The sequence below is a fragment of the Ruegeria intermedia genome, assembly GCF_900129345.1.
Classification (GTDB): Bacteria; Pseudomonadota; Alphaproteobacteria; order Rhodobacterales; family Rhodobacteraceae; genus Ruegeria; species Ruegeria intermedia.
In genome coordinates this window covers 51,750-73,962 of sequence record NZ_FQVK01000003.1, presented here as the reverse complement: position 1 = coordinate 73,962, position 22,213 = coordinate 51,750, and the positions used below count along the sequence as shown (strand labels likewise).

26 protein-coding genes, 1 other RNA gene and 1 pseudogene are annotated in these 22,213 nt (G+C 65.1%); 20 read left to right on the top strand and 8 right to left on the bottom strand.

Translation table 11 applies throughout. The annotated features are described in order from the left end of the window. Window positions 1–27: 27 nt before the first annotated feature. Window positions 28–195, bottom strand: a complete 168-nt coding sequence (gene rpmG / locus F3H26_RS03265) for a 50S ribosomal protein L33 (RefSeq protein WP_005630270.1) — start codon at window positions 193–195, stop codon at window positions 28–30. A 292-nt stretch (window positions 196–487) separates the two neighbouring features. On the opposite strand from rpmG, the gene F3H26_RS03260 reads away from it, so the two are divergent. The 3 genes from F3H26_RS03260 to F3H26_RS03250 all read left to right on the top strand — a co-directional run bounded on the left by F3H26_RS03260 (window position 488) and on the right by F3H26_RS03250 (window position 2,374). Continuing rightward, window positions 488–1,123 (top strand): DUF1326 domain-containing protein, encoded by a 636-nt coding sequence (locus F3H26_RS03260; protein ID WP_149774645.1) that lies wholly within the window; start codon window positions 488–490, stop codon window positions 1,121–1,123. After that, a complete protein-coding gene (locus F3H26_RS03255) occupies window positions 1,104–1,964 on the top strand; it encodes a DUF2182 domain-containing protein (protein WP_149774772.1) in 861 nt (286 codons plus the stop codon). The genes F3H26_RS03260 and F3H26_RS03255 overlap by 20 nt, the downstream gene beginning before the upstream one ends. Before the next feature lie 77 nt (window positions 1,965–2,041). Further along, on the top strand, window positions 2,042–2,374 hold the full coding sequence (locus tag F3H26_RS03250) for a GYD domain-containing protein (RefSeq protein WP_149774644.1): 333 nt from the start codon (window positions 2,042–2,044) through the stop codon (window positions 2,372–2,374). A gap of 7 nt (window positions 2,375–2,381) precedes the next feature. Here F3H26_RS03250 and rnpB read toward each other — a convergent pair. The 5 genes from rnpB to gatC all read right to left on the bottom strand — a co-directional run bounded on the left by rnpB (window position 2,382) and on the right by gatC (window position 6,059). Next, window positions 2,382–2,797: RNase P RNA component class A (gene rnpB, locus F3H26_RS03245), an RNA gene on the bottom strand. A gap of 77 nt (window positions 2,798–2,874) precedes the next feature. Further along, entirely contained in the window at window positions 2,875–3,603 is a 729-nt protein-coding gene (locus F3H26_RS03240) for an N-acetylmuramoyl-L-alanine amidase (protein ID WP_149774643.1), read from the bottom strand. Next, the gene (locus F3H26_RS03235; protein WP_149774642.1) at window positions 3,542–4,240 is read right to left on the bottom strand and encodes a hypothetical protein; all 699 of its coding nucleotides are present in this window, start codon (window positions 4,238–4,240) and stop codon (window positions 3,542–3,544) included. Before F3H26_RS03235 ends, F3H26_RS03240 begins: the two co-directional genes overlap by 62 nt. A 40-nt stretch (window positions 4,241–4,280) precedes the next feature. Further along, window positions 4,281–5,768: an Asp-tRNA(Asn)/Glu-tRNA(Gln) amidotransferase subunit GatA gene (gatA, locus tag F3H26_RS03230; RefSeq protein WP_149774641.1), complete on the bottom strand. Its 1,488-nt coding sequence runs from the start codon at window positions 5,766–5,768 to the stop codon at window positions 4,281–4,283. Between the two features lie 3 nt (window positions 5,769–5,771). Then, window positions 5,772–6,059 carry an Asp-tRNA(Asn)/Glu-tRNA(Gln) amidotransferase subunit GatC gene (gene gatC, locus F3H26_RS03225; protein ID WP_005981734.1) on the bottom strand — a complete coding sequence of 96 codons (288 nt, stop codon included), beginning with the start codon at window positions 6,057–6,059 and terminating at the stop codon, window positions 5,772–5,774. A gap of 206 nt (window positions 6,060–6,265) precedes the next feature. Between gatC and F3H26_RS19350 the strand changes: the two genes are divergently transcribed. The 3 genes from F3H26_RS19350 (at window position 6,266) to F3H26_RS03215 (ending at window position 7,959) form a co-directional block, all read left to right on the top strand. Next, a complete protein-coding gene (locus F3H26_RS19350; protein WP_188127677.1) occupies window positions 6,266–6,427 on the top strand; it encodes a hypothetical protein in 162 nt (53 codons plus the stop codon). A 203-nt stretch (window positions 6,428–6,630) separates the two neighbouring features. Further along, window positions 6,631–7,194, top strand: a complete 564-nt coding sequence (locus tag F3H26_RS03220) for a DUF4202 domain-containing protein (RefSeq protein WP_149774640.1) — start codon at window positions 6,631–6,633, stop codon at window positions 7,192–7,194. A 6-nt stretch (window positions 7,195–7,200) separates the two neighbouring features. Next, a complete protein-coding gene (locus tag F3H26_RS03215) occupies window positions 7,201–7,959 on the top strand; it encodes a class I SAM-dependent methyltransferase (protein WP_149774639.1) in 759 nt (252 codons plus the stop codon). Here the strand turns inward: F3H26_RS03215 and F3H26_RS03210 are convergent. Further along, window positions 7,919–8,605 (bottom strand): ceramidase domain-containing protein, encoded by a 687-nt coding sequence (locus F3H26_RS03210; protein ID WP_149774638.1) that lies wholly within the window; start codon window positions 8,603–8,605, stop codon window positions 7,919–7,921. The genes F3H26_RS03215 and F3H26_RS03210 overlap by 41 nt on opposite strands. 57 nt (window positions 8,606–8,662) lie before the next feature. Here F3H26_RS03210 and F3H26_RS03205 point away from each other — a divergent pair, with 57 nt between their 5' ends. Both F3H26_RS03205 and F3H26_RS03200 read left to right on the top strand, forming a co-directional pair. Then, window positions 8,663–9,355 (top strand): metal-dependent hydrolase, encoded by a 693-nt coding sequence (locus F3H26_RS03205; RefSeq protein ID WP_149774637.1) that lies wholly within the window; start codon window positions 8,663–8,665, stop codon window positions 9,353–9,355. Continuing rightward, a complete protein-coding gene (locus F3H26_RS03200; protein ID WP_149774636.1) occupies window positions 9,352–10,530 on the top strand; it encodes a M24 family metallopeptidase in 1,179 nt (392 codons plus the stop codon). Before F3H26_RS03205 ends, F3H26_RS03200 begins: the two co-directional genes overlap by 4 nt. A 7-nt stretch (window positions 10,531–10,537) precedes the next feature. Here the strand turns inward: F3H26_RS03200 and F3H26_RS03195 are convergent, their stop codons facing one another. Then, the gene (locus tag F3H26_RS03195) at window positions 10,538–11,008 is read right to left on the bottom strand and encodes a nucleoside deaminase (protein WP_149774635.1); all 471 of its coding nucleotides are present in this window, start codon (window positions 11,006–11,008) and stop codon (window positions 10,538–10,540) included. Between F3H26_RS03195 and F3H26_RS03190 the strand changes: the two genes are divergently transcribed. The 12 genes and pseudogenes from F3H26_RS03190 to F3H26_RS19965 all read left to right on the top strand — a co-directional run bounded on the left by F3H26_RS03190 (window position 11,007) and on the right by F3H26_RS19965 (window position 22,171). Then, window positions 11,007–11,882 (top strand): pseudouridine synthase, encoded by an 876-nt coding sequence (locus tag F3H26_RS03190; protein WP_149774634.1) that lies wholly within the window; start codon window positions 11,007–11,009, stop codon window positions 11,880–11,882. The two genes, F3H26_RS03195 and F3H26_RS03190, sit on opposite strands and share 2 nt — an antisense overlap. Window positions 11,883–12,058: 176 nt before the next feature. Continuing rightward, on the top strand, window positions 12,059–12,973 hold the full coding sequence (locus tag F3H26_RS03185; RefSeq protein WP_149774633.1) for a 5-bromo-4-chloroindolyl phosphate hydrolysis family protein: 915 nt from the start codon (window positions 12,059–12,061) through the stop codon (window positions 12,971–12,973). A 30-nt stretch (window positions 12,974–13,003) separates the two neighbouring features. Continuing rightward, the gene (locus tag F3H26_RS03180; protein WP_149774632.1) at window positions 13,004–14,194 is read left to right on the top strand and encodes a toxic anion resistance protein; all 1,191 of its coding nucleotides are present in this window, start codon (window positions 13,004–13,006) and stop codon (window positions 14,192–14,194) included. An 11-nt stretch (window positions 14,195–14,205) separates the two neighbouring features. Next, entirely contained in the window at window positions 14,206–15,159 is a 954-nt protein-coding gene (locus tag F3H26_RS03175; protein WP_149774631.1) for a DUF2927 domain-containing protein, read from the top strand. Window positions 15,160–15,181: 22 nt separating this feature from the next. Continuing rightward, window positions 15,182–16,330, top strand: a complete 1,149-nt coding sequence (locus F3H26_RS03170) for an SPFH domain-containing protein (protein ID WP_149774630.1) — start codon at window positions 15,182–15,184, stop codon at window positions 16,328–16,330. Window positions 16,331–16,339: 9 nt separating this feature from the next. Next, window positions 16,340–16,657: a CPCC family cysteine-rich protein gene (locus F3H26_RS03165; RefSeq protein WP_149774629.1), complete on the top strand. Its 318-nt coding sequence runs from the start codon at window positions 16,340–16,342 to the stop codon at window positions 16,655–16,657. A gap of 6 nt (window positions 16,658–16,663) precedes the next feature. Beyond that, window positions 16,664–17,779 (top strand): TFIIB-type zinc finger domain-containing protein, encoded by a 1,116-nt coding sequence (locus tag F3H26_RS03160; protein WP_149774628.1) that lies wholly within the window; start codon window positions 16,664–16,666, stop codon window positions 17,777–17,779. 99 nt (window positions 17,780–17,878) lie between these two features. Beyond that, entirely contained in the window at window positions 17,879–18,559 is a 681-nt protein-coding gene (locus F3H26_RS03155) for a nitroreductase (protein WP_149774627.1), read from the top strand. 24 nt (window positions 18,560–18,583) lie between these two features. Further along, window positions 18,584–19,021, top strand: coding sequence for a D-aminoacyl-tRNA deacylase (dtd, locus tag F3H26_RS03150; RefSeq protein ID WP_149774626.1), 438 nt, complete (start codon window positions 18,584–18,586; stop codon window positions 19,019–19,021). Then, window positions 19,021–20,124 (top strand): DUF4147 domain-containing protein, encoded by a 1,104-nt coding sequence (locus F3H26_RS03145; RefSeq protein ID WP_149774625.1) that lies wholly within the window; start codon window positions 19,021–19,023, stop codon window positions 20,122–20,124. The genes dtd and F3H26_RS03145 overlap by 1 nt, the downstream gene beginning before the upstream one ends. Window positions 20,125–20,175: 51 nt before the next feature. Further along, window positions 20,176–20,935, top strand: a pseudogene (locus F3H26_RS19970) (CocE/NonD family hydrolase); the annotation flags it as partial. 183 nt (window positions 20,936–21,118) lie between these two features. Beyond that, complete coding sequence (locus tag F3H26_RS19965) at window positions 21,119–22,171, top strand: CocE/NonD family hydrolase C-terminal non-catalytic domain-containing protein (RefSeq protein WP_394349760.1); 1,053 nt, start codon at window positions 21,119–21,121, stop codon at window positions 22,169–22,171. Window positions 22,172–22,213 lie beyond the last annotated feature (42 nt).

The window sequence follows — 22,213 nt, the reverse complement described above, 5'->3', positions numbered from 1 at the left end:
TTTACGTCTTGCGTCTGACAAGGCAGATTACTTGATCTTGCCTTCCTTGTACTCGACATGCTTGCGAGCGACCGGGTCGTATTTGCGCACGGTCATTTTCTCGGTCATGGTGCGCGCGTTCTTTTTGGTCACGTAGAAGTGGCCCGTGCCCGCGGTCGAGTTCAGACGGATCTTGATTGTCGTCGGCTTCGCCATGGTTATCTCCTGCGTCCGAAAAGGCAGGGGCCTTTCGGTTGAATTCCTATGAGCGTGCGCTTTTACCCGCTCGCGCGTCCGAGTCAACCGGAATCGGCGGTCTTTCAGCACAAATCGCGGAATCCGTCATGCCGGAGATCAGCGCCCGGTTTGGAGAGATCACGGTTTCGTGATATGATCCCATCCATGCACCCCAGAACGCCGATTTCAAACGTTGAGCGGTGTATGGCAGCGAAACCGGGCAGAACCCTCTGTCGGCAGAGTTTTCTTGTACGCCTGCTTGGGGGAAATCATGACAGAATGGAAACTTCAGGGCGAGACCCTGGCCAATTGCAACTGTGACTTCGGGTGCCCCTGCCAGTTCAGCAGCCTGCCCAGTCACGGGAATTGCGAGGCCGTGGTCGTCTTTGACATCACAAGCGGCCATTACGGTGACACGGATCTTTCCGGCCTGCGCGCCGCGGGTGTCTACCACTGGCCGGGCCCGATTCACGAAGGCAACGGGCAGATGCAACTGATCATCGACGAACGGGCGGATGCCGATCAGCGGGCCGCCCTGCAGGCCATCATGTCCGGTGAGGACACCGATGAAATGGCCACCATGTGGTATGTCTACAGCGCCATGGCGCCGACCAAGCATGAGACACTGTTTGCTGAAATCGACGTGAACTGGAGCCGCGAAGACCGGACCGGCTACGCGAAGGTCAAGAACGTGTTCGATGTGGACGTCAAGCCGATCGCCCATATCGTCTCGGGCCAACCGCACCGCGCGTCGATCCAACTGCCGCACGGATTCGAATACCGCCACGCCGAGGTCGCCTCGGGAACGGCCAGGACAAGCGGTTCAGCCATAGACCTGACCTTCGAGTCCTCACATGCCCATCTGGCGCATCTCAATATCTCGGGTCATGGCGTTGTCGGGCCATAGTGCAGACGCGTCGGAACAGGCCCGCCCTGCCCGAACGATCAGCCTCGAGCGAGTACTGCGAAAAGAACGTCTGATCGTCGCTGGAAGTGTCCTTCTGATCGTTTCTGGTGCGGTCTGGTACACGGTCGCCGGTGTCGGGATGCAGATGTCGGCCGTCGAGATGACCCGGATGGCTGGTCCAATTGGCCAGCCCATGCCGATGGGGGCCGGTGCCGTCTGGACACTTTGGTACGCCGCATTGGTCTTTGCAATGTGGTGGGTGATGATGGTCGCGATGATGACGCCCAGCGCGGCCCCGACAGCGCTGTTGTTTGTGGCGTTGAAACGGGTTGGGCCCGACAGACAGCACAGCGCCAGCTTCGGACTGGCCTTTCTGTCGGGGTATATTTTTGCCTGGGCCGTGTTCAGCCTTGGGGCAACCGGACTGCAATGGGGCCTGCAACAGATCGGAGCGATGGATGGTCCGATGATGACCATCCGGTCCGGGGTCCTGGCGGGCATCGTTCTCTGCGCCGCCGGGATGTATCAGTTCAGCGGGTTGAAATCCGCGTGCCTCCGCCATTGTCAGAGCCCGACTGCCTTTCTGATCCACCACAACCGGCCCGGGCGTTGGGGTGCGTTTCGATGCGGCACCCTGCACGGAGCCTACTGTTTGGGCTGCTGCTGGGCCTTGATGGCGCTGCTGTTCGTCGGCGGCATCATGAACCTTTGGTGGATCGTCGCAATCGCCGTCTACGTCGCGCTGGAAAAGCTGTTGCCTCGGGCGGGATGGCTGACGCCGTTTGTCGGTGTCGTTTTGATCGGATTGGGAGCCTGGGTGTTGATCACCGCATTGGCTTGATGCGGCCAGCCTGTCTTCCGGGCCAAGGAGCCGGCCAAGTGGAGCGCTCTGCACATTTCGTTCACGAGGAGATCGTCATGCCTGTCTTCATCACCTATGCCTCTTATTCCAACGCCGGTGTCAAAGGGATGCTGAAGAAACCGGAAAACCGCACCGGGCCGGTGGCGGCGCTGCTGGAGAAGGTTGGCGGCAAACTCCTGGCGTTCTACGTGACGACCGGCAGCAACGACGTGGTGGTCATCAGCGAAGCTCCGGACGGAACGGATGCCGTGGCCGTTGGTATGGCCGTTGCGGCTTCGGGGGCGGTTTCGCGGGTCGAGACGGTTCGGGCCTGGTCGGCCGACGAATTTGTTGCCATCACCGAGAAGGCCTCGAAACTGGTGGCGGCCTACACACCGCCCGGAGGATGAAGAAAATACGCGCGGAGGGCCTGTAAGCCGGATCCTGTTCCGGGGTTGCCCCCTTCGATGACCATTCCTCTAGGCCGAGCATTGCTGCGCGGCTCGAGCTGCCAACCCGGTCCCTCTCGGCCAAGGCGAGCCTAGCGGCGGTATCGGCTGACGCCGACCGGACCGCGTGGGGACCCTATTCGGCATTGCTCCCGGTGGGGCTTGCCGTGCCGCCGCTGTTGCCAGCGGCGCGGTGGGCTCTTACTCCACCGTTTCACCCTTGCCATGATGTGCCAGAGGCGAACCTCCGATCCGTCATGGCGGTCTGTTTTCTGTGGCGCTTTCCGTCGGGTTTCCCCGCCCGGGCGTTACCCGGCACCGTTGCCTTGTGGAGTCCGGACTTTCCTCTCGGGCCTGGGCCCCAGCGGCCATCCGGCCCTCCGCGCATTGAATTGGGTATGTCCCTGACCCGGGCACGTCAAGAGAGGAATGGACGCGACAAGGGGCCAGATGAATGTTGGTCAGGCGGGGCGGCGCGGCTGCGGCAATGCCGCCACGTCCTCGGGGGCCAGCCTTCCCCTGCCCCAGGGCCGAAAGCGCAACCGCACAGCAGCGAGCAGGGTTTCGTCATCGACGGCAGCGGTATAGCCGGCAGCTTGGGCCGCGGCGCGGAAGTGATGGGCGTCGGGCCGCGACGAAGGGGCGGCGTGAGCGCGCGGCGCGGCCAACCCCTGACGTTCGAGTCGCAGCCAGTCGAAACGTGGCCCGGGATCGTGTTTGCGCCCCGGCGCCATATCCGAATGACCGATCACGCCGGCGGCCGGTATGGACCAACGGACCATGATCTGCGGCAACAGCCGCTCGAGCACCGCCATCTGCGCCTGCGCGAATGGGTGATCGCCTCGGTTGTCGAGTTCGATCCCGATCGAGCGGGAGTTGATATCACTCTGTCCCTGCCACTCGCCGACCCCGGCGTGCCAGGCGCGATCTTCCTCACGGACCATCTGCCAGAGGGTTCCGTCACAGCCGATCAGGTAGTGGGCCGAAACCTCGGACGCCGGGTCGCACAAACGCTCGAGCGCGGATTGGGCGCTGTTCATCGCGGTGTAGTGCAGCACCACCAGAGATGGCTTCAGCCGATCTCGGCGGGGGCCGAAATTGGGGGACGGGCGCCAGATCGGCGAGAGGTCAGTTGCCGACGACACTGCGGAACGGGCTGGGGTCCCAGCCGCAGGCAAAGCCGTCGCCATCCGGGTCCAGGCCCTTGCGGTCACGTTGGGGCCCGCCGCTGGCCAGGAAATCGATCTGGGCCTGATCTGCCGATGGGTATTTGGCGCAGTTCCGCTGTGCCTTGGCCTGCAGATTGAACCCTGCCCGGCTATAGAGTTGCGCCCCGACCGGATTGGTCGTGGAGAGCGCGTATTGCACGATATTGGGCTGGTCGTCCCCGCTGCGCTGAGGAACCGCCGTCGGGGTGACCACCTCATAGGTCTGACGGTTTCGCTGGATCAGGGCGGCGTCATCCTGAATGCTGCGGGTGCTTGAGACCGCGGCAAAATCCTGCTCTTGCGAAATGCCGTTCGACGTCACCGTTGCCGGAGCCGGTGCCTGGGTGGACGTACTGGCGAGCGCTGCGGCCGTTTGAGTCGCGATATCCGCGGCGCTGCCATCGGTGGAATAGGCATCGGCGGAGGGCTCGGCCGACCATGGCTCCTGCGAGATGGCTGGGGGCGGCAGCAGCGGATTGCCTACAGCGCCCTGCCCCGCCAGTTGCGCCTCGCGCTGGGCCTGGTATTGCGGCGTATTGAACCCCGTGCCCTGAACCGGCGCCACCGTATCGCAAGCGGCGACGACGGCGCACACGGGGATCACAAGCATCTTGCGCATCGGACTGCTCCGTTCTTGCAGCGGTCGGGTCGACCGACCGTTACCACCATTTCCCCGGCTTGGCCACGAACCCCGCGGCAGCTTCGAGCGCGTAGGCGGTGTTCAGCAGGTCGCCCTCTTCCCACGGGCGGCCGATCAGTTGCAGCCCCAGCGGCAGCCCCTGCTTGTCCAGCCCCGCCGGCACCGAGATGCCCGGCAGACCGGCAAGGTTGACCGTCACGGTGAAGACGTCGTTGAGATACATCTGAACCGGGTCGGCCTCGGTCATCTCGCCCAGGCCGAAGGCGGCCGAGGGCGTGGCCGGCGTCAGGATCGCATCGACGCCCGCGGCGAACACGTCCTCGAAGTCTTTCTTGATCAGCGTCCGCACCTTGCGCGCGCGGTTGTAGTAGGCGTCGTAGAAACCGGCCGACAGCACATAGGTGCCGACCATGACCCGACGCTGCACCTCGTGGCCAAAGCCCTCGGCACGGGTCTTTTCATACATCTCGGTGATGCCGTCGCCCTGCGCCAGCTGCGCACGGCGGCCATAGCGCACGCCGTCATAGCGCGCCAGGTTCGACGACGCCTCAGCGGGCGCGATCACGTAATAGGCCGGCAGCGCGTATTTGGTGTGCGGCAGCGAGATGTCCACGATCTCGGCCCCTGCATCACGCAGCATCTCGGCGCCATCGGCCCACAGCTTTTCGATCTCGGCGGGCATGCCGTCCATCCGGTATTCCTTGGGGATGCCGATCTTCTTGCCCTTGATGTCGCCGGTCAGCATCGCCTCGAAATTCGGCACCGGAATGTCGGCGCTGGTCGAATCCTTGGGGTCGTGACCGCACATCGCCTCGAGCATGATGGCGGCGTCGCGCACGTTCTTGGTCATCGGCCCGGCCTGATCCAGCGAGGACGCAAAGGCCACGATGCCCCAGCGCGAGCAACGGCCATAGGTCGGCTTGATACCGGTGATGCCGGTGAAGGCAGCAGGCTGGCGGATCGAGCCGCCGGTATCGGTGCCGGTCGCCGCAAGGCACAGATCGGCCGCGACGGCGGCCGCAGACCCGCCCGACGAACCGCCGGGGGTCAGTTGCGCATCGTCATTGCCGCGCCGCCACGGGCTGACCGCGTTGCCATAGACCGAGGTTTCGTTGGACGAGCCCATCGCGAATTCGTCCATGTTCAGCTTGCCCAGCATCACCGCGCCGGCATCGGCCAGTTGCTGCGAGACAGTCGATTCGTATTCGGGCTTGAAGCCCTCCAGGATGCGGCTGGCCGCCTGGCTGGGCACGCCCTTGGTGCAGAACAGGTCCTTGATGCCGATGGGCAGACCGCACATGGCGGGCGCGTCGCCGGCCTTGATGCGCTCATCGGCGGCCTTGGCGCGTTCCAGCGCGATCTCGGGCGTCTTGTGGACGAAGGCATTGAGCGCGTCGGCCGCGTCGATGGCCTTGAGGCAGGCCTCGGTCAGTTCGACCGAGGTGGTTTCGCCCTTGCGCAGCGCGTCGCGGGCCTCGGCCAGGCCCAGTTTGTTCAGATCGCTCATGTCTTACTCCACCACCTTGGGAACCGCGAAAAAGCCCTCGCGCGCGTCGGGGGCGTTCGACAGGATCTTGTCCTGCATGTTCCCGTCGGTCACCACGTCCTCGCGGCGCTTGAGCCGCATCGGTGTCACCGAGACCATCGGCTCGACTCCCTCGACGTCAACTTCGTTCAGCTGTTCGATGAACCCCAGGATCGTGTTGAACTCCGAGGCCAGCGCCGGCAGCGCGTCATCCTCGACCTTGATCCGGGCCAGTTTGGCCACCTTGGCGGCGGTGCTTTGGTCAATCGACATGGGAAACCCTCGTGTGCGTTACAGGGGCATTTACCCCTCTGGTGCAGCAGTCGCAAGACCGCCTGCGCCCGGGAATGGCCGGGCCAGACCGATTCGGAATACCCGCCATGCAAAAAAGTGAACCGGTTCGTTCAGTTTTTGACTTGAAGTCCGCGCGCCGCGCCCCCTTATAGTATGAACCAAACAGTTCAGTTCGGAGAAAGCCGATGAAATCGACCATGATCGCACTGTCCGTAGTTCTTGCCACCGCAGCGGCTCCGGCCTTTGCGCTGGGGGTCCCGATGGGCGACCTGACCCCGACGCTGTCCTTTCCCGATCAGCACCCTTCGGATCAGGTGAGCCAGGAGAAAACCTCGCCCCGAAACTGACTTCCTTCTTGCCTCCCTGTTGGATCGGGCCGGTTTCCCCCTTTTTTCCGGCCCGGTCCCCTACCTGCCCTCGTGGCGCCGCCGGCCCTGAACGGGTCGGCGCTTTTTTGTTGTGGCGCTATGTCTTATCGTACATGCACCACGCAGTATCGGGCTGGCGCAACCAGGTTTCCCGACCCCATTTGACGAACGCAGGAGGTGCCATGACGGAGCGCAAGCAGAAGGTTCTGAGCGCAATCGACGCAGCAAATTCGGCCGACCCCACCCAGGAAGACGGTCGCCCCGCCGCGCTGCTTTATGGCGAACGGATGAGCGCCGAGTTGGATCGACTGTTCCCCGACGCCTCGGAACCGCTGCAGATCGCCGCCCGCGGTCAGCATGTCGAGCGCTGGAAGCTGGCCCGCTCGGAATACCCCGAGGGGCGCGCGGGCTATCTGGCCTGGCGCAAGGCCCAGGCCGAGCATCACGCGCAGGTCGTGGCCGAGCTGATGTCCGAGGCCGGGTACGATCAGGCCGAGATCGACGCCGCCTGTCGTATGTTGCGCAAGCAGGGCATCAAGCGCGACGACGACGTTCAGGCGCTGGAGGACGTGATCTGCTTTGTCTTTCTGAAATGGTATTTTGCGCCCTTCGCCGCGAAACACTCGGACGAAAAAATTCAACGCATCGTCGAAAAGACCGCCCGCAAGATGTCGGCCGAGGCGCGCCGACGCGTTCTGGACGAATTCGACCTGCCGGAAGACCTGGCCCGCGCCTTCAAGGATTGACGCGTAATGACCGATGACATGCAGCTGTTGATCGACCTGCACCTGCCCAACGACCGGCAAGGCCCCGGCAGCGACGCGGCAACGCAACTGGCGCTGAAGCTTTCGGGCGTGCAAGCCGATCCCGGGCTGAAGATCGCCGACATCGGCTGCGGAACCGGAGCCGCGGCCTTCTGCCTTGCGCGCCATCTGGGCGCATCGGTGACGGCAGTGGATTTCCTGCCGGAGTTTCTGGCCGAGCTGAACAGACGCGCGCAGGGCTTGGGTCTGGCGGACCGGGTTCAGACGCTTGAGGCATCGATGGAGGACCTGCCCTTCGACGATGCCAGCCTTGACGTAATCTGGTCGGAAGGCGCGATCTACAACATGGGGTTCGAAAACGGCCTGACCGCTTGGCGTCGGTTCCTGAAACCCGGCGGGGTCCTGGCTGTGTCCGAACTGACCTGGCTGACCGATCGACGCCCCGAACCGCTGACACGGCATTGGGATGCCGCCTATCCCGAAGTTGCGACCGCCGGCCGGAAGATCCGCCAGATCGAGACCGCCGGCTATGAACCTGTCGGCTATTTCCCGCTGGGCACCGACTGCTGGATGGAGAACTACTACCTCCCCCTGAAACGCAGCTTCCCTGCCTTTCTCGACCGACATGGCCATTCCGAGCAAGCCAAAGCCATTGTCGATGCCGAACAGGCCGAGATCGCTTTGTATGAAACCTATTCCGACTATGTCAGCTATGGGTTCTACGTGGCGCGACGCCTGCCGGACTGACCGCATCCATCATGGCCCGGCGGTACACCTCGATCATCCAGCCCAGCATGGTGGCGTTCAGGAGGTGCCACATGAAATGCGTTCCCATCGGGACGCGGGCGCAAAGCGGAGCATCGAGCGCGCGAAAGGCGATCGACGCGATCAGGATCGCGGCCCCGATCGCCAGACCCCGGGCCTCTTGCGGCCTGCGCGCGCGCAAAAGATACGCATGGATCAGGATCAGCAACGGCACCGGAGCATATGCGGCCGACCCGCCCAGCCCGGGAACCAGTTGAAACAGCGGAATGGTCAGCGCCGCATAGGGGATGAACAAGGCCGTCAGCACCGCCGCCTTCGGCGTGGACAGCCGCCAGATGTCCCGGTTCACGGCGAAGATATAGACCAGGATGAACAGCAAGATCGGCGTCGTATCCGCCAGCGCGGCCCAGACCCGCGCATGGGTGTGGAACAGATAGCTGCCAATGCCGATCACCGCCAAAATGGCGACCAGCAGGTTGGCCAAGGGCAGACCCTGCCCCCGCACCCGCCGCCACATCACCCATGCCGCCAGCAGAAAGGCCGCGTTGGTCACGGCGTTTACGGGTTCGGCCCAATAGGCCGGCGACAGGCGCTCGCAATAGCCGTCGATTTCGCGCATCCAGTCCATGGATTTTTACATAGCCGATGCTAGGCTGACCCTGAACCGGTTTCAGGAGGATCTGTCATGAAAATCACCTGGTTGGGTCACAGCGGGTTCCGCATTCAGACGGCAGGGCAGGTCCTGCTGATCGACCCCTGGCTGAGCGGGAACCCGATGCTGCCCGAGGATCAGCACGAGGCCGCCGTTCAAGGCGCCACGCATATCCTGCTGACCCACGCGCATTTCGACCACGTCGCCGACGTTCTGCCGCTGGCCAAACGCCTGAACATTCCCGTCGTGGGCCAATACGACGTCATGGCGCATTGGGCCGAGGCCGAAGGGATCGAGACCATCGGCTTCAACAAGGGCGGCCGGGTCGATCTGAACGGGGTCAAGGTCGACATGGTGCCGGCCTCGCACAGCTCGACCTTCGCCACACCCGATGGCCCGCGCGCCGGCGGGTCCGAGGTGGGCTTCATCCTGTCGGCCGATGGTCACACGGTCTATGTCTCGGGCGACACCACGATCATGGCCGACATGGAGTGGATCGGCGACTACTACAAACCCGATATCGGCATCCTGTCGGCGGGCGGTTATTTCACGATGGACATGAAAGCCGCCGCCTATGCCGCCCGGCGGTATTTCGACTTCAAGACGGTGATCCCCTGCCACTATCGGACTTTCCCGATCCTGGAACAATCGGCCAAGGACTTGGCGGATGGGCTGCCGGGCGTTTCCGTAATCGAACCCGAGGTCCTGCAGGAGATCGGGCTTTGACGCCCGCGCTGGCCTTCTCGGCGGAAGAATACGCGGCGCGGCTGGCCAAGACCCGGTCCGCGATGGCCCAGCGGGGTGTCGAAACCCTGCTGGTTGCGGACCCGTCGAACATGGCCTGGCTGACGGGCTATGACGGCTGGAGCTTCTACGTCCCGCAGATGGTGATCGTCCCGCGCGACGGCGCGCCTCTGTGGTGGGGCCGGACGCAGGACAAGCCCGGCGCGGCGCAGACCACCTGGCTGGACCCGGACAACCTGTTCGACTGGCCCGAAGAACATGTGCAGCACCCCGACCATCACCCGGTCGATTCGCTGGCATCGCTGCTGCGCGACCACGGCTGGACGACCCATCTGGGTGTCGAGATGGACAATTATTACTACTCGGCCGCCAGCCACCGGATCCTTGAGACCGCGTTCGGCCGCGATGCGCTGGTCGACGCGACCGGGTTGGTGAACTGGCAGCGTGCGGTCAAAAGCGAGGCCGAGATCGCCTTGATGCGCAAGGCCGGGCAGTTGACCGCGCATATGCACGCGGTGCTGCGCGACGGGTTCCGCGCCGGGGTTCCCAAGAACGTGCTCGTGGCCGAGGTTCAGGCGGCGGGCATCGCCGGGCTGCCGGGACTTGCGGGCGACTATCCCGCGATCGCGCCCATCGCGCCCTCGGGGACCGAGGCCTCGGCCTCGCACATCACCTGGAACGACCGTCCGCTGACACCGGGCGAGGCGACCTATTTCGAAATCTCGGGCTGCCACCGCCGCTATCACTGCCCGGCCAGCCGCAGCCTGTTTCTGGGTGACCCGCCTGCCGATATCCGGCGCGCGGAAACCGCGATCCTCACCGCGATCGAGGACACGCTGGCCGCCGCCCGCCCCGGCGCCACCTGCGAAGAGATCGCCGCCTGCGTCTATGACAGCTTTGCCCGGGCCGGCTATGTCAAAGGCAATCGCACCGGCTATCCGGTGGGCCTGAGCTATCCCCCCGATTGGGGCGAGCGCACCATGAGCCTGCGCCCCGGCGACAGCACCGTTCTGCAGGACAACATGACCTTTCACCTGATGCCGGGCCTGTGGACCCCCGATTGGGGGCTGGCCATCACCGAGACCTTCGTGGTCACGCCGACGGGCGGGCAACCCTTGGCCGACATACCCCGCGAACTGGTCGTGAAACCGGCCTGAGCGCGCCTCAGCCTTTGGGCCCGCCGCCACCGCGCTGCGCGGCAAAGAAGTCGCGCAGCAACCGGGCGCAGTCCTCGGCCGCGATGCCGTCATAGACCTCCGGCCTGTGATGCGCCTGAGGGTGCGAGAACACCCGCGCCCCATGCGCCACGCCGCCCGATTTCGGATCGGCGGCCCCATAGTAGATCCGCCGGATCCGCGCCGCCGCCAGCGCCGCGGCGCACATGGCACAGGGCTCCAGCGTAACATACAGGTCATGCCCCGTCAGCCGCTCGGACCCGACAACCCGGCAGGCGGCGCGCAGGGCCAGGATCTCGGCATGCGCGGTCGGGTCATGCAACTCGCGCGTACGGTTGCCGTCTGCCGCGATGATCCGGCCATCGGGCGACACGATCACCGCGCCCACCGGAACCTCGCCCCGATCACCCGCCGCGCGCGCCTGTTCCAGCGCCTTGTCCATATGCGTTCTGAAGACCATGCCCCTGACTGCCCCAGAAACCCACCTTTCGCAAGCCGCGCCGATGCGCTATGCGCAGGGCATGAGCAACACCCCTCCTCCTGGCGACCGGATCGCCAAAGTGCTGGCCCGCGCCGGCATCGCCTCGCGCCGCGAGGCCGAACGCATGATCGAAGCGGGCCGCGTGACCGTGAACGGCAAGACCATCGAAAGCCCGGCGCTGAACGTTACGACCGGCGACAGGATCACCGTCGACGGCAAGCCCGTGGCCGAGCCCGAACCCGCGCGCCTGTGGCTGTATCACAAGCCAACCGGCCTTGTGACCACGAACCGCGACGAAAAGGGTCGCCCCACGATCTTCGACAACCTGCCCGAGGACATGCCCCGCGTCATGAGCGTCGGCCGGCTGGACCTGAATTCCGAGGGCCTGCTGCTGCTGACCAATGACGGAGCGATAAAACGCAAGCTCGAACTGCCTTCGACCGGCTGGCTGCGCAAATACCGGGTGCGGATCAACGGCCGCCCCAAGGACGAGGATTTCGCCCCCCTGCGCCAAGGTCTTGTGATCGAAGGCGAAAAGTTTCAGCCCATGACCGTGACGCTGGACCGCCAGCAAGGCGCGAATGCATGGCTGACGATCGGACTGCGCGAGGGCAAGAACCGGGAAATCCGCCGCGCGATCGAAGACATCGGCTTTACCGTGAACCGGCTGTTGCGCGTGTCCTACGGGCCATTCCAGCTGGGCAATCTCAAACCCGGCGAGGTCGAGGAAATCCGCCGCCGGGTTCTGCGCGATCAGTTGGGGCTGGACCCCGAGGAAAAGCCCTCGCCCCCCAAACGCCCGGCACGACCCCAGCGCAATCGCAAGCCCGTCGGGCGGAAATCGCGCAGTTGACGCCGGCAAGCGAACCTTCCCCCTAGCGCCAAGCCCCTTGATCCACTAGATTTTCAAGGGACCGCCGCAGATGGAGGACACCATGTCCGGGACCGGAGTGCAAAAAATGGCCTATGCGGCCCTGTTGGTGCTATTGTTCGGCGTCTGCACCGGTTGGCTTGGGGGGCTCTGACGCCATGGCCAAGCGATACGGCGGAAAGTTCAGCCCCGAAGGCCAGTCCGACACCGACGCGCCCGCCCCGCGCGGGCAATACGATGGCGCCCGGGTGAATCCGGTCGGCGCCCGCGCCAATGTGATGTTCGTTCCGGCGATCCCGCTGGTCTTTCTGTCGCTCAACGACGGCGCGATCGGGATGACCCTTGGATTGGTCGCCGCCGGCCTTCTGACCGCTGCGGCCTTTCTGCTGCGCGAAGGGTTGAAGGCCGAGGATGCCTACAACGCACGCCGCACCGCGCGCCGCCCAGCCGTTCCCCGCAAGATCTTTTCATCCGTTTTGACCGGGCTGGGGGTGGGTCTGGCCGCCTATCGCAACGACTATCTGGATGCCGAGGCCGCCAGCCAGGTCAGCCTGCTGGCGCCTGTCCTGTTCGGCGGCGTGGCCACGGCCCTGCATTCGGTCGCCTTCGGGCTCGACCCGATGAAAAACAAAGGCATGGAAGGTGTGGACACCTATCAACAGGACCGGGTCGCCCGGGTGGTCGAAGATGCCGAAGCACATCTGAACCAGATGTCGGATGCCATCAAACGGGCCGGCGACCGCAGGATCGAGGCCCGCGTCGAACGGTTCCAGACCACCGCCCGCGACCTGTTCCGCACGGTCGAGGAGGACCCGCGCGATCTGGCCGGTGCCCGCAAATACCTGACCGTCTATCTGCAGGGCGCCCGCGATGCGACGATCAAGTTTGCCGATGTCTATGCGCGCACCCGCGACCCGCAGGCTCTGTCCGATTACTCGGCGCTGCTGGACGACCTCGAGCAGAATTTCTCGGCCCGCACCCGCAAAATGCTGTTGGATGACCGCAGTGATCTGACGGTCGAAATCGACGTGCTGCGCGAACGACTGCAGCGCGAAGGCGTCCGGCTGGACTGACCGGCCAAACCAAAAACAGGGAAGCTTCTCATGTCTGACGAAATCAAGAAAAAGGCGGCCGAGGCCGAAACGCTGGTTCAGGAAGTTGCAGCCGTCGCATTGCCCGAACCGAACTCCGAGATCGTGCCACTGGAAGACGCCGACGAACCGGTGCGCGCCGAGATCCGCAAGCGCATGGCCGAGATCGACATGGGCGACACCAACTCGATCGTGTCTTTCGGGTCGGCGGCACAGGCCGAGCTGCAGGAAATCAGCCAGGCCATGCTGGCCGACGTGCGCAACAAGGATGTCGGCCCTGCCGGCGACAGCCTGCGCGACATCGTCACCACGATCCGCGGCTTTTCCGTGTCCGAACTGGACGTGCGCCGCGAGCGCAGCTGGTGGGAGAAACTGCTGGGCCGCGCCGCGCCTTTCGCCAAGTTCACTGCGCGCTACGAAGAGGTGCAGGATCAGATCGACCGGATCACCGACAACCTTCTGTCGCATGAACACACGCTGCTGAAGGACATCAAGTCGCTGGACCTGCTGTATGAAAAGACGCTGGATTTCTATGATGAACTGGCGTTGTACATCGCGGCCGGCGAAGAAAAGCTGACCGAGCTGGACAGCCACGACATCCCCGAGAAAGAAGCCGAGGTGAAGGCCGCACCGGAAGATCAGCAGGTGATGAAGGCGCAGGAACTGCGCGACCTGCGGGCGGCCCGCGACGATCTGGAACGGCGCGTGCACGACCTGAAGCTGACGCGGCAGGTGACGATGCAATCGCTGCCCTCGATCCGGCTGGTTCAGGAAAACGACAAGTCTCTGGTGACCAAGATCAACTCGACGCTGGTGAACACCGTGCCGCTTTGGGAAACCCAGCTGGCGCAGGCGGTCACCATCCAGCGCAGCGCCGAGGCCGCCGCCGCCGTACGCGACGCCAATGATCTGACGAACGAGTTGCTGACCTCGAACGCCGCGAACCTGCGCCAGTCGAACAAGATGATCCGCGAGGAAATGGAGCGCGGTGTGTTTGACATCGAGGCGGTGAAAAAGGCCAACGAGGATCTGATCGGCACGATCAATGAAAGCCTCGCCATCGCCGACGAGGGCAAGGCCCGCCGCGCCGCCGCCGAACAAGAGCTGAAGAAGATGGAGGCGGAACTGCGCGACACGCTGGCCTCGGCCAAGGCCCGCAAGGACGGGTTGGGCGACACTGCCGGAACGGCCGTGCCGAAATAAGGGCTGCGTGCATGCGGATGAGGCATCTTCTTGGGCGCATCTGCGGCTTGGGTGCATTGCTGGTCGTCGCCGGCTGCGACGATGCGCTCAAGACGTCGCTGGCGCCGCAGGCCCGCCCCGAGGCTGCTCCATCCGCTGATGTCTACGTTGAACCTTCGGCCGCCAGCCGGGACCTGGCCCGCTATTACGAGCGGGTCGAGCGCGACCTGCTGACACGCGGCCTGCTGCGCACCGACGGGGGCGGGCCGGATACCCCGTATGACGCCGACGATCTGGCGCGGAATTTCGAAACCATTGCGTTCTTCAACGAGTATCCCGGCACGACGGTTTCGGCGGGCGGGCGACGCGTTGGTGGGCGCCTGAGCCGCTGGGCCAACCCCGTCCGCGTCGCGGTCGAGTTCGGCCCCTCGGTTCCGCCCCAGCGCCGCGCAGCGGACAGTACACAGGTGCAGGCCTTCTCGGCACGGCTGGCAGACCTGACCAGCCATCCCGTGTCCTCCGTCAGCCGCAATGGCAATTTCTTCGTCTTTTTCGCCGGGCAGGATGACACCGAATACGTGCAGGCCCGGCTGCGTCAGCTGATCCCCGGCATCACGCAAGAGCAGCTGGATCTGTTCGCGGATCTGCCGCGCTCGTTCTATTGTTTCGTCTTCGCTTCGGCCACGCGCGGAGCGCCGAATACATATACGCGCGCCGTCGCCCTGGTGCGCGCCGAACAACCCGACCTCATGCGTCTGAGCTGCATCCACGAGGAACTTGCCCAGGGGCTGGGGCTGCCCAATGACAGCCCCCGGGCGCGGCCGTCGATCTTCAATGATGACGACGAATTCGCCTTGCTGACCAGCCATGACGAAAAGCTGCTGACGATGTTGTATGATCCGCGCCTGAAACCCGGCATGACCGCGCTGGAGGCCGCGCCGGTGGTGCGGATCATCGCCCGTGAATTGATGGGGCAGTCGCTCTGACCCCGATGACAGGAGAACCCAGATGGGAATTTTCGATTTTCTGACCGGAGAATTCATTGATGTCATTCATTGGGTGGACGACACCCGCGACACGATGGTCTGGCGGTTCGAGCGCGAAGGCCACGAGATCAAGTATGGCGCCAAGCTGACCGTGCGCGAGGGTCAGGCGGCCGTATTCGTTCACGAAGGCCAGCTGGCCGACGTGTTCACGCCGGGCCTCTACATGCTTGAAACCAACAACATGCCGATCATGACGACGCTGCAGCACTGGGATCACGGGTTCCAGTCGCCGTTCAAGTCCGAGATCTATTTCGTCAACACGACCCGGTTCAACGACCTGAAATGGGGCACCAAAAACCCGATCATGCTGCGCGACCCGGAATTCGGCCCGACCCGGATCCGTGCCTATGGCACCTACACGATCCGGGTGAAGGACCCGGCCCGTTTCCTGGTCGAGATCGTGGGCACCGATGGCGAATTCACCATGGACGAGATCAGCTTTCAGATCCGCAACATCATCGTGCAGGAATTCAGCCGGGTCATCGCAGGCTCGGGCATTCCGGTTCTGGACATGGCGGCCAACACCGCCGATCTGGGCAAGCTGGTCGCGGCCGAGGTCTCGCCCGTGCTGGACGGTTATGGGTTGGAGATGCCGGAATTCTACATCGAGAACATCTCGTTGCCGCCGGCGGTCGAGGCGGCGCTGGACAAGCGCACCTCGATGGGGCTGGCGGGGGATCTTGGCAAATTCACCCAGTATTCCGCGGCCGAGGCGATGACGGCGGCCGCCAGCAACCCGAACGGTGGCGGCGGCATGGGTGCTGGCCTTGGCATGGGCATGGGCATGGCAATGGCGAACCAGATGTCGAACATGGCAGCGGGTCGGCCGTCAGGCCCGTGGGGCGCGCCCGCGCCCGCTGCCCCGCAAGCGGCCGCGCATGTGGCCCCGCCGCCCCCGCCGCCGGTCGAGCATGTGTGGCATATCGCGGTGGACGGCCAGACCAGCGGCCCGTTCTCGAAGGCCAAGATGGGCCGCATGGCCAGTGAGGGCGAGATTACACGGGACACTTTCGTGTGGACGCCCGGTCAGGACGGCTGGAAGAAGGCGGGTGATGTGCAGGAGCTGGCGCAGCTGTTCACGATCCTGCCGCCGCCCCCGCCCGGCGCCTGAGGGCAGCGCATGACCGGCCTGGGAAAGCGCTCGAAAAAGGGCAGGCGCAGAACCCGCCCCGAACCGCATTTCGTCTGCCCCTGCTGCGACTATGTCACCCTTTCGGAACGTGGAAGGTACCTGATCTGCCCGATCTGTTTCTGGGAGGACGAGGACGTCTTCTATGACACGAACCCGCGCGAGCCCTCGGCGGCCAATCACGGCCTGACGCTGGCCGAGGCGCGCGACAATTTCAAGACGATCGGGGCCTGCGAGGCCGCGATGCTGCCGCATGTCCTGCCCGAGGAGGACCGCGCGGCCTATCTGAACTTCCCACTCGACAACTGACCACCTATGACACAGCCCCCTGCCCCGCCACCCGGTTCTGCTGAACACCGTTTTCCATGTGACAATTGCGGCGCGGACTATCGGTTCGACCCGCAATCCGGCACGCTGACCTGTGACCATTGCGGCCATTCCGAACCGATCGGGGCTGGCCCCTGGGGCGGCGCCAGCCTGCGCGAGTTGGACTTCGACGCGGCCATCGCCGACCGCCTGCCCGACAGCGAAATCGAAGAGACGCGGGTTCTGACCTGCCCCAACTGCGCGGCGCAGGTCGAGTTCGACCCCAACACCCACGCCGCGGAATGCCCGTTCTGCGCCACCCCGGTGGTGACCGATACCGGCGTGAACCGGCACATCAAGCCGCGCGGCGTTCTGCCCTTTGCGCTGGACGAACGCGCCGCGCACAAGGCCATGAGCGACTGGCTGGGGCGGCTGTGGTTCGCGCCGAACGGGCTCAAGGACTATGCCCGCAAAGGCCGCAGGATGCAGGGTATCTATGTGCCCTACTGGACCTTCGACGCCGATACGAAATCGGCCTATCGCGGCGAACGGGGCGTGGTCTATTACGAAACCCGGACGGTGATGCGTGACGGCAAGCGGGTGCAGCAGCAAGTGCCCAAGGTGCGCTGGACACCGAAATCCGGCCGGGTGGCCCGGTTCTTCGACGACGTGCTCGTGCTGGCCTCGCAATCGCTGCCCAAGTCCTACACCGACGCGCTGCAACCGTGGGACCTGCCCGCGCTCGAGCCCTATCAGCCCGAATACCTGGCCGGGTTTCGGGCCGAGGCTTATACGGTCGACCTGCAGCAAGGCTATCAGGAAGCCCGCGGCCACATGGCCCGCGTGATCGAGCGTGACGTCCGCTTTGACATCGGCGGCGACCGGCAGCGCATCCACGCGATCGAAACCGACATCCGCAACGTGACCTTCAAGCACATCCTGCTGCCGGTCTGGATGGCCGCGTACAAGTATCGCGGCCAGACCTATCGCTTTGTGGTCAACGGCCGTACCGGCCAGGTTCAGGGCGAACGGCACTGGTCGGCGATCAAGATCACGATTGCGGTGGTCCTGGGCCTGCTGGCGGCAGCCGGCATCGGGTATCTGGTGGCGACCGGACAGCAATGACCGCCGGGCTCCGCCGCCGAAAACTCTGCTGAGGAACCCCTTGAACATCCCCGGCTTCTCACCCATCCTGCCGCCGGCTGCCCCGGAGGAGAGGACGACGTGACCCTGGCCGATCTGAACACGCTTCTGACCGCGCGCCATTCCTGCCGCGCCTTCCGAGCCGATCCGGTGCCGCTGGGTGACATCGAACGGATCCTGACCAGCGCCGCCCGGGTGCCCAGCTGGTGCAACGCGCAGCCCTGGCAGGTGGTCGTGACCAGCGGCGCGGAAACGGATGCGTTCCGCAGCGCCTTGTGGGCCGAGGCCGAGACAGGCCAGGCGCAGCCCGACCTGCCCTTTCCGACCGGCTATTCCGGCGTCTATCAGGACCGGCGCCGCGCCTGCGGATGGGCCCTGTACGAGGCAGTCGGCGTTGAAAAAGGTGACCGCGCCGGATCGGCCCGGCAGATGATGGAAAACTTCAACCTGTTCGGCGCCCCGCATTGCGCCATCCTGTCCAGCCCGGCGGAACTTGGCCCCTATGGCGCGATGGATTGCGGCGGGTTTGTCACGGCGTTTACCCTGGCGGCACAGGCCTTGGGCATCGCCACGATCCCGCAGGCGGCGGTGGCCGCCTATGGGCCGTTCCTGCACCGCTATTTCAACATCCCCGATGACCGGCTGATCCTGTGCGCGATTTCCTTCGGCTATCCGGATACCGATCATCCGGCCAACCAATTCCGGACCGAGCGCGCCACGCTGGACGAGTTCGTCACCTGGCGTGGGGCTTCGGCCGAGTGAGCGGAGTTTGAGAAAGACACTGTCATGCGCGCATTGATACAAAGGGTGTCCGAGGCATCGGTCTCGGTCGAGGGGGAAGTCATCGGCCAGTGCGGGCCGGGGCTGTTGATTCTGGTCTGCGCCATGCAGGGCGACGACGAGACCCGCGCCGAGCAACTGGCGGCAAAGATTGCCAAGCTGCGGATCTTCAAGGATGACGCGGGCAAGATGAACCGGTCAGTGCTGGATATGGGCGGATCGGCCCTTGTGGTCAGCCAGTTCACGCTGGCCGCCGACACCTCGCGCGGGAACCGGCCCGGATTTGCGGCGGCAGCCGATCCCGCGACCGGCGAACGACTGTACGAACACTTTGCCCGCGCGCTGGCCGCGCTTGGCGTTCCGACCGAAACCGGGTCTTTCGGAGCGGATATGGCGGTGTCTCTGGTCAATGACGGCCCGGTTACGATCTGGATGGACATGTGATGACGATGCAGGATCAGGCGATCGCGATCTGGAAGGCGGGCGTTGCCGCCGTTGACGGCTATGGCGCGGTCAAGGCGGCGCTGCCCGATATTCCGCGCCCCGATCGGATTCTGGCGGTGGGCAAGGCCGCGGCGGCGATGATGAACGCGGCGCAGGATCATTTCGGCAAGACACCGGGCCTTGTGGTCACGAAAGACGGCCATGCCGAGGGGCTGGCGTCGCACTTACAGGTCATCGAAGCCTCTCACCCCGTGCCCGACGCCCGCAGCCTGAAGGGCGGCCAGGCTCTGCGCGCGGCGGTTCAGGCCATGGAGCCCGGCACGCATCTGTTGCTGCTGGTCTCGGGCGGTGCGTCTTCGCTGGCCGAGGATCTTGTGCCGGGGGCCACCCTGGAAGATCTGGCGCGGCTGAACGCGCAATTGCTGTCCGAGGGGCTGGACATCACCGCCATGAACGCCCGTCGGCGCGAGATGTCGCGGATCAAGGGTGGCGGTCTGCTGGCCGGTTTCGGCGGAGCACGCGCGACGGTCCTGGCCATCTCGGACGTGCCGGGGGACGATATCGGCGTCATCGGATCGGGCATCGGCGCCCTGCCCGAAGCCCCGCAATTCGAAGCGAACGTCCAGATCATTGCCTCGAACGCCCATGCGCGCCGTGCCGCAGCCAACGCGGCACGTGCCGCCGGTCTGGACGTTCTGACCGAGGAAGAGGCCCTGCACGACGACTATCTGTCCGTCGCCGCAGATATCGGCGCGCGGCTGCGCCAGATGCCGCCGGGCGCGATGATCTTCGGCGGAGAGCCGACCGTTGTCCTGCCCGAAAACCCGGGCCGAGGCGGGCGCAACCAGGCGCTGGCCCTGGCGCTGGCGCGCGAGATTCAGGGATGCGAGGGGCTGTGCGTCGTGGTCGGCGGAACCGACGGCACCGACGGGCCGACCGATGCGGCCGGCGGTGTCGTGACCGGCGCGACATGGGCCGATGGGGCGAACCAAGCCTTGCGCGCGGCTGATGCAGGGTCGTTCCTTGACCGGGCGGGCGCTCTGCTGGTGACCGGCCCCACGGGTACCAATGTCATGGATCTGCTTGTCGCAACGAAGGAATGAATTGACGCTTTTGCCCTCACACCATCTGCCGATGCGCCCGAGACTGGGCGCATGACGCAGGCGAAGAACTCACTGTCCGAGATCGAAGAGGTTCCGGATCAGGGCATCATTCTGTCGGACGGCTGCCGCCTGTCGGCGCGGATCTGGCGCCCTGTCGATGCGGCGCGGCACCCGGTGCCCGCCATCCTGGAATACCTGCCTTATCGCAAGCGCGACGGCACGACGGCGCGCGATGCCCTGACCCATCCCTGGTTTGCCAAACGGGGATACGCCTGCATCCGCGTCGACATGCGCGGCAATGGCGACAGCCAGGGCCTGATGGAGGATGAATATACCCAGCAGGAACTGGACGACGCCGTCGAAGTGATCGAATGGCTGGCCCGACAGCCCTGGTGCAGCGGTTCGGTCGGGATGATGGGGATCAGCTGGGGCGGCTTCAACGCGCTGCAGGTGGCGGCACTGCGACCCGCGCCGTTGAAGGCCATCATCACCCTGTGTTCGACCGCCGACCGCTATGCCGAAGACATCCACTACAAGGGCGGCTGCCTGCTGAACGAGAACCTGGGCTGGGGGGGCGACCATGTGGTCGTACTCGTCCCGCCCGCCCGACCCCGCGCTGCGCGACGACTGGCGCGAGATGTGGCTGCAGCGGTTGAGGGCCGAGCCCTTCCTGCCCTCGGTCTGGCTGCGGCATCAGACCCGCGACACCTATTGGCGACATGGCTCGGTCTGCGAAGACCCCGGCGCGATCCGGGCCGCGACGCTGGCGGTGGGCGGCTGGGGCGATGCCTACAAGAACACGGTGCCCTGGCTGGTCGAGAACCTGAGTGCGCCGGTCAAGGGCATCGTCGGCCCCTGGGTACACAAATACCCGCATTTTGCCGTGCCCGAACCACGCATCGGCTTTCTGCAAGAGGCGCTGCGCTGGTGGGACCGCTGGCTGAAGGACAAAGAGACCGGAGTTGAACAGGACCCGGCCTATCGCGCCTATCTGATGGATGGCGTGCGCCCGGCGCGCTGGTATGCCGAACGTCCGGGCCGTTGGATCGCCGAGGATACCGGCGCCACGTCCCACCTGCCGACCGTCACCCTGCCGCTGTCTGATACCGGGCTGGGCATGGACGGGCCGCTGGATGCCCGTATCCGCTCGCCCCATCATTGCGGCATGGATGGCGGCGAGTATTGCGCCATCTGGCTGGGCCCCGACATGCCGGGCGACCAGCGGGCCGATGACGCTCTGTCCGCCTGTTTCGACACCGCGCCACTGGCCGAAGACATGAATCTGGTCGGTGCGCCGCATATCCGCCTGACACTTTCCGCCGACAGACCCCAGGCACAGATCGCCGTGCGCCTGAACCATGTGCATCCAGATGGCGCCTCGACCCGGATCACCTATGGCGTGCTGAACCTGACCCACCGCGACGGCCATGGCGACCCGCGCGCCCTGACGCCCGGAGAGCCCTGCGACATCGCGCTGAATCTCGACCACATCGCCTATCGCGTGCCCAAGGGGCACCGCCTGCGCATCGCGATCTCGAGCGCGTACTGGCCCTTGATCTGGCCCTCGCCCGAAACCGCCGAACTGCACCTGAGCGGCGGCAACCTGACCCTGCCCCTCCGCCCCCGGGCCGATGGCGATGAATGCGTCTTTCCGCCGCCCGACGCCGAAGCCGCGTGGCAGGTCCACCACCTGCGTCCCTCGAACCACGCCCGCCGCGTCGAAACGGACATGACCACCGGCTTGATCCACCTGGTCATCGAGGACGATTTCGGACTGGTCCAGGATGCCGACCACGGCCTGATCAGCGGCGGCACCGCGCAAGAGAAATGGACCATCCACCCCGACGATCCCCTGAGCGCGCGCGGCGAATGCGCCTGGGTGCAGGAGCTGGAACGCGACGCGCTGCGCCTGCGCTCCGAGGCGCGCTGCGAGATGTGGTCGGACCACACCCATTTTCACCTGCGGGCGACGCTCGACGCGTTCGAGAATGATACGCCCGTCTTCTCGAAAACACTGGAGGACAGCATCCCGCGCGATCAGATGTGATGGCCCGGCGCCGCGGCACCCGAGATTTCAACTTGCCCGGTG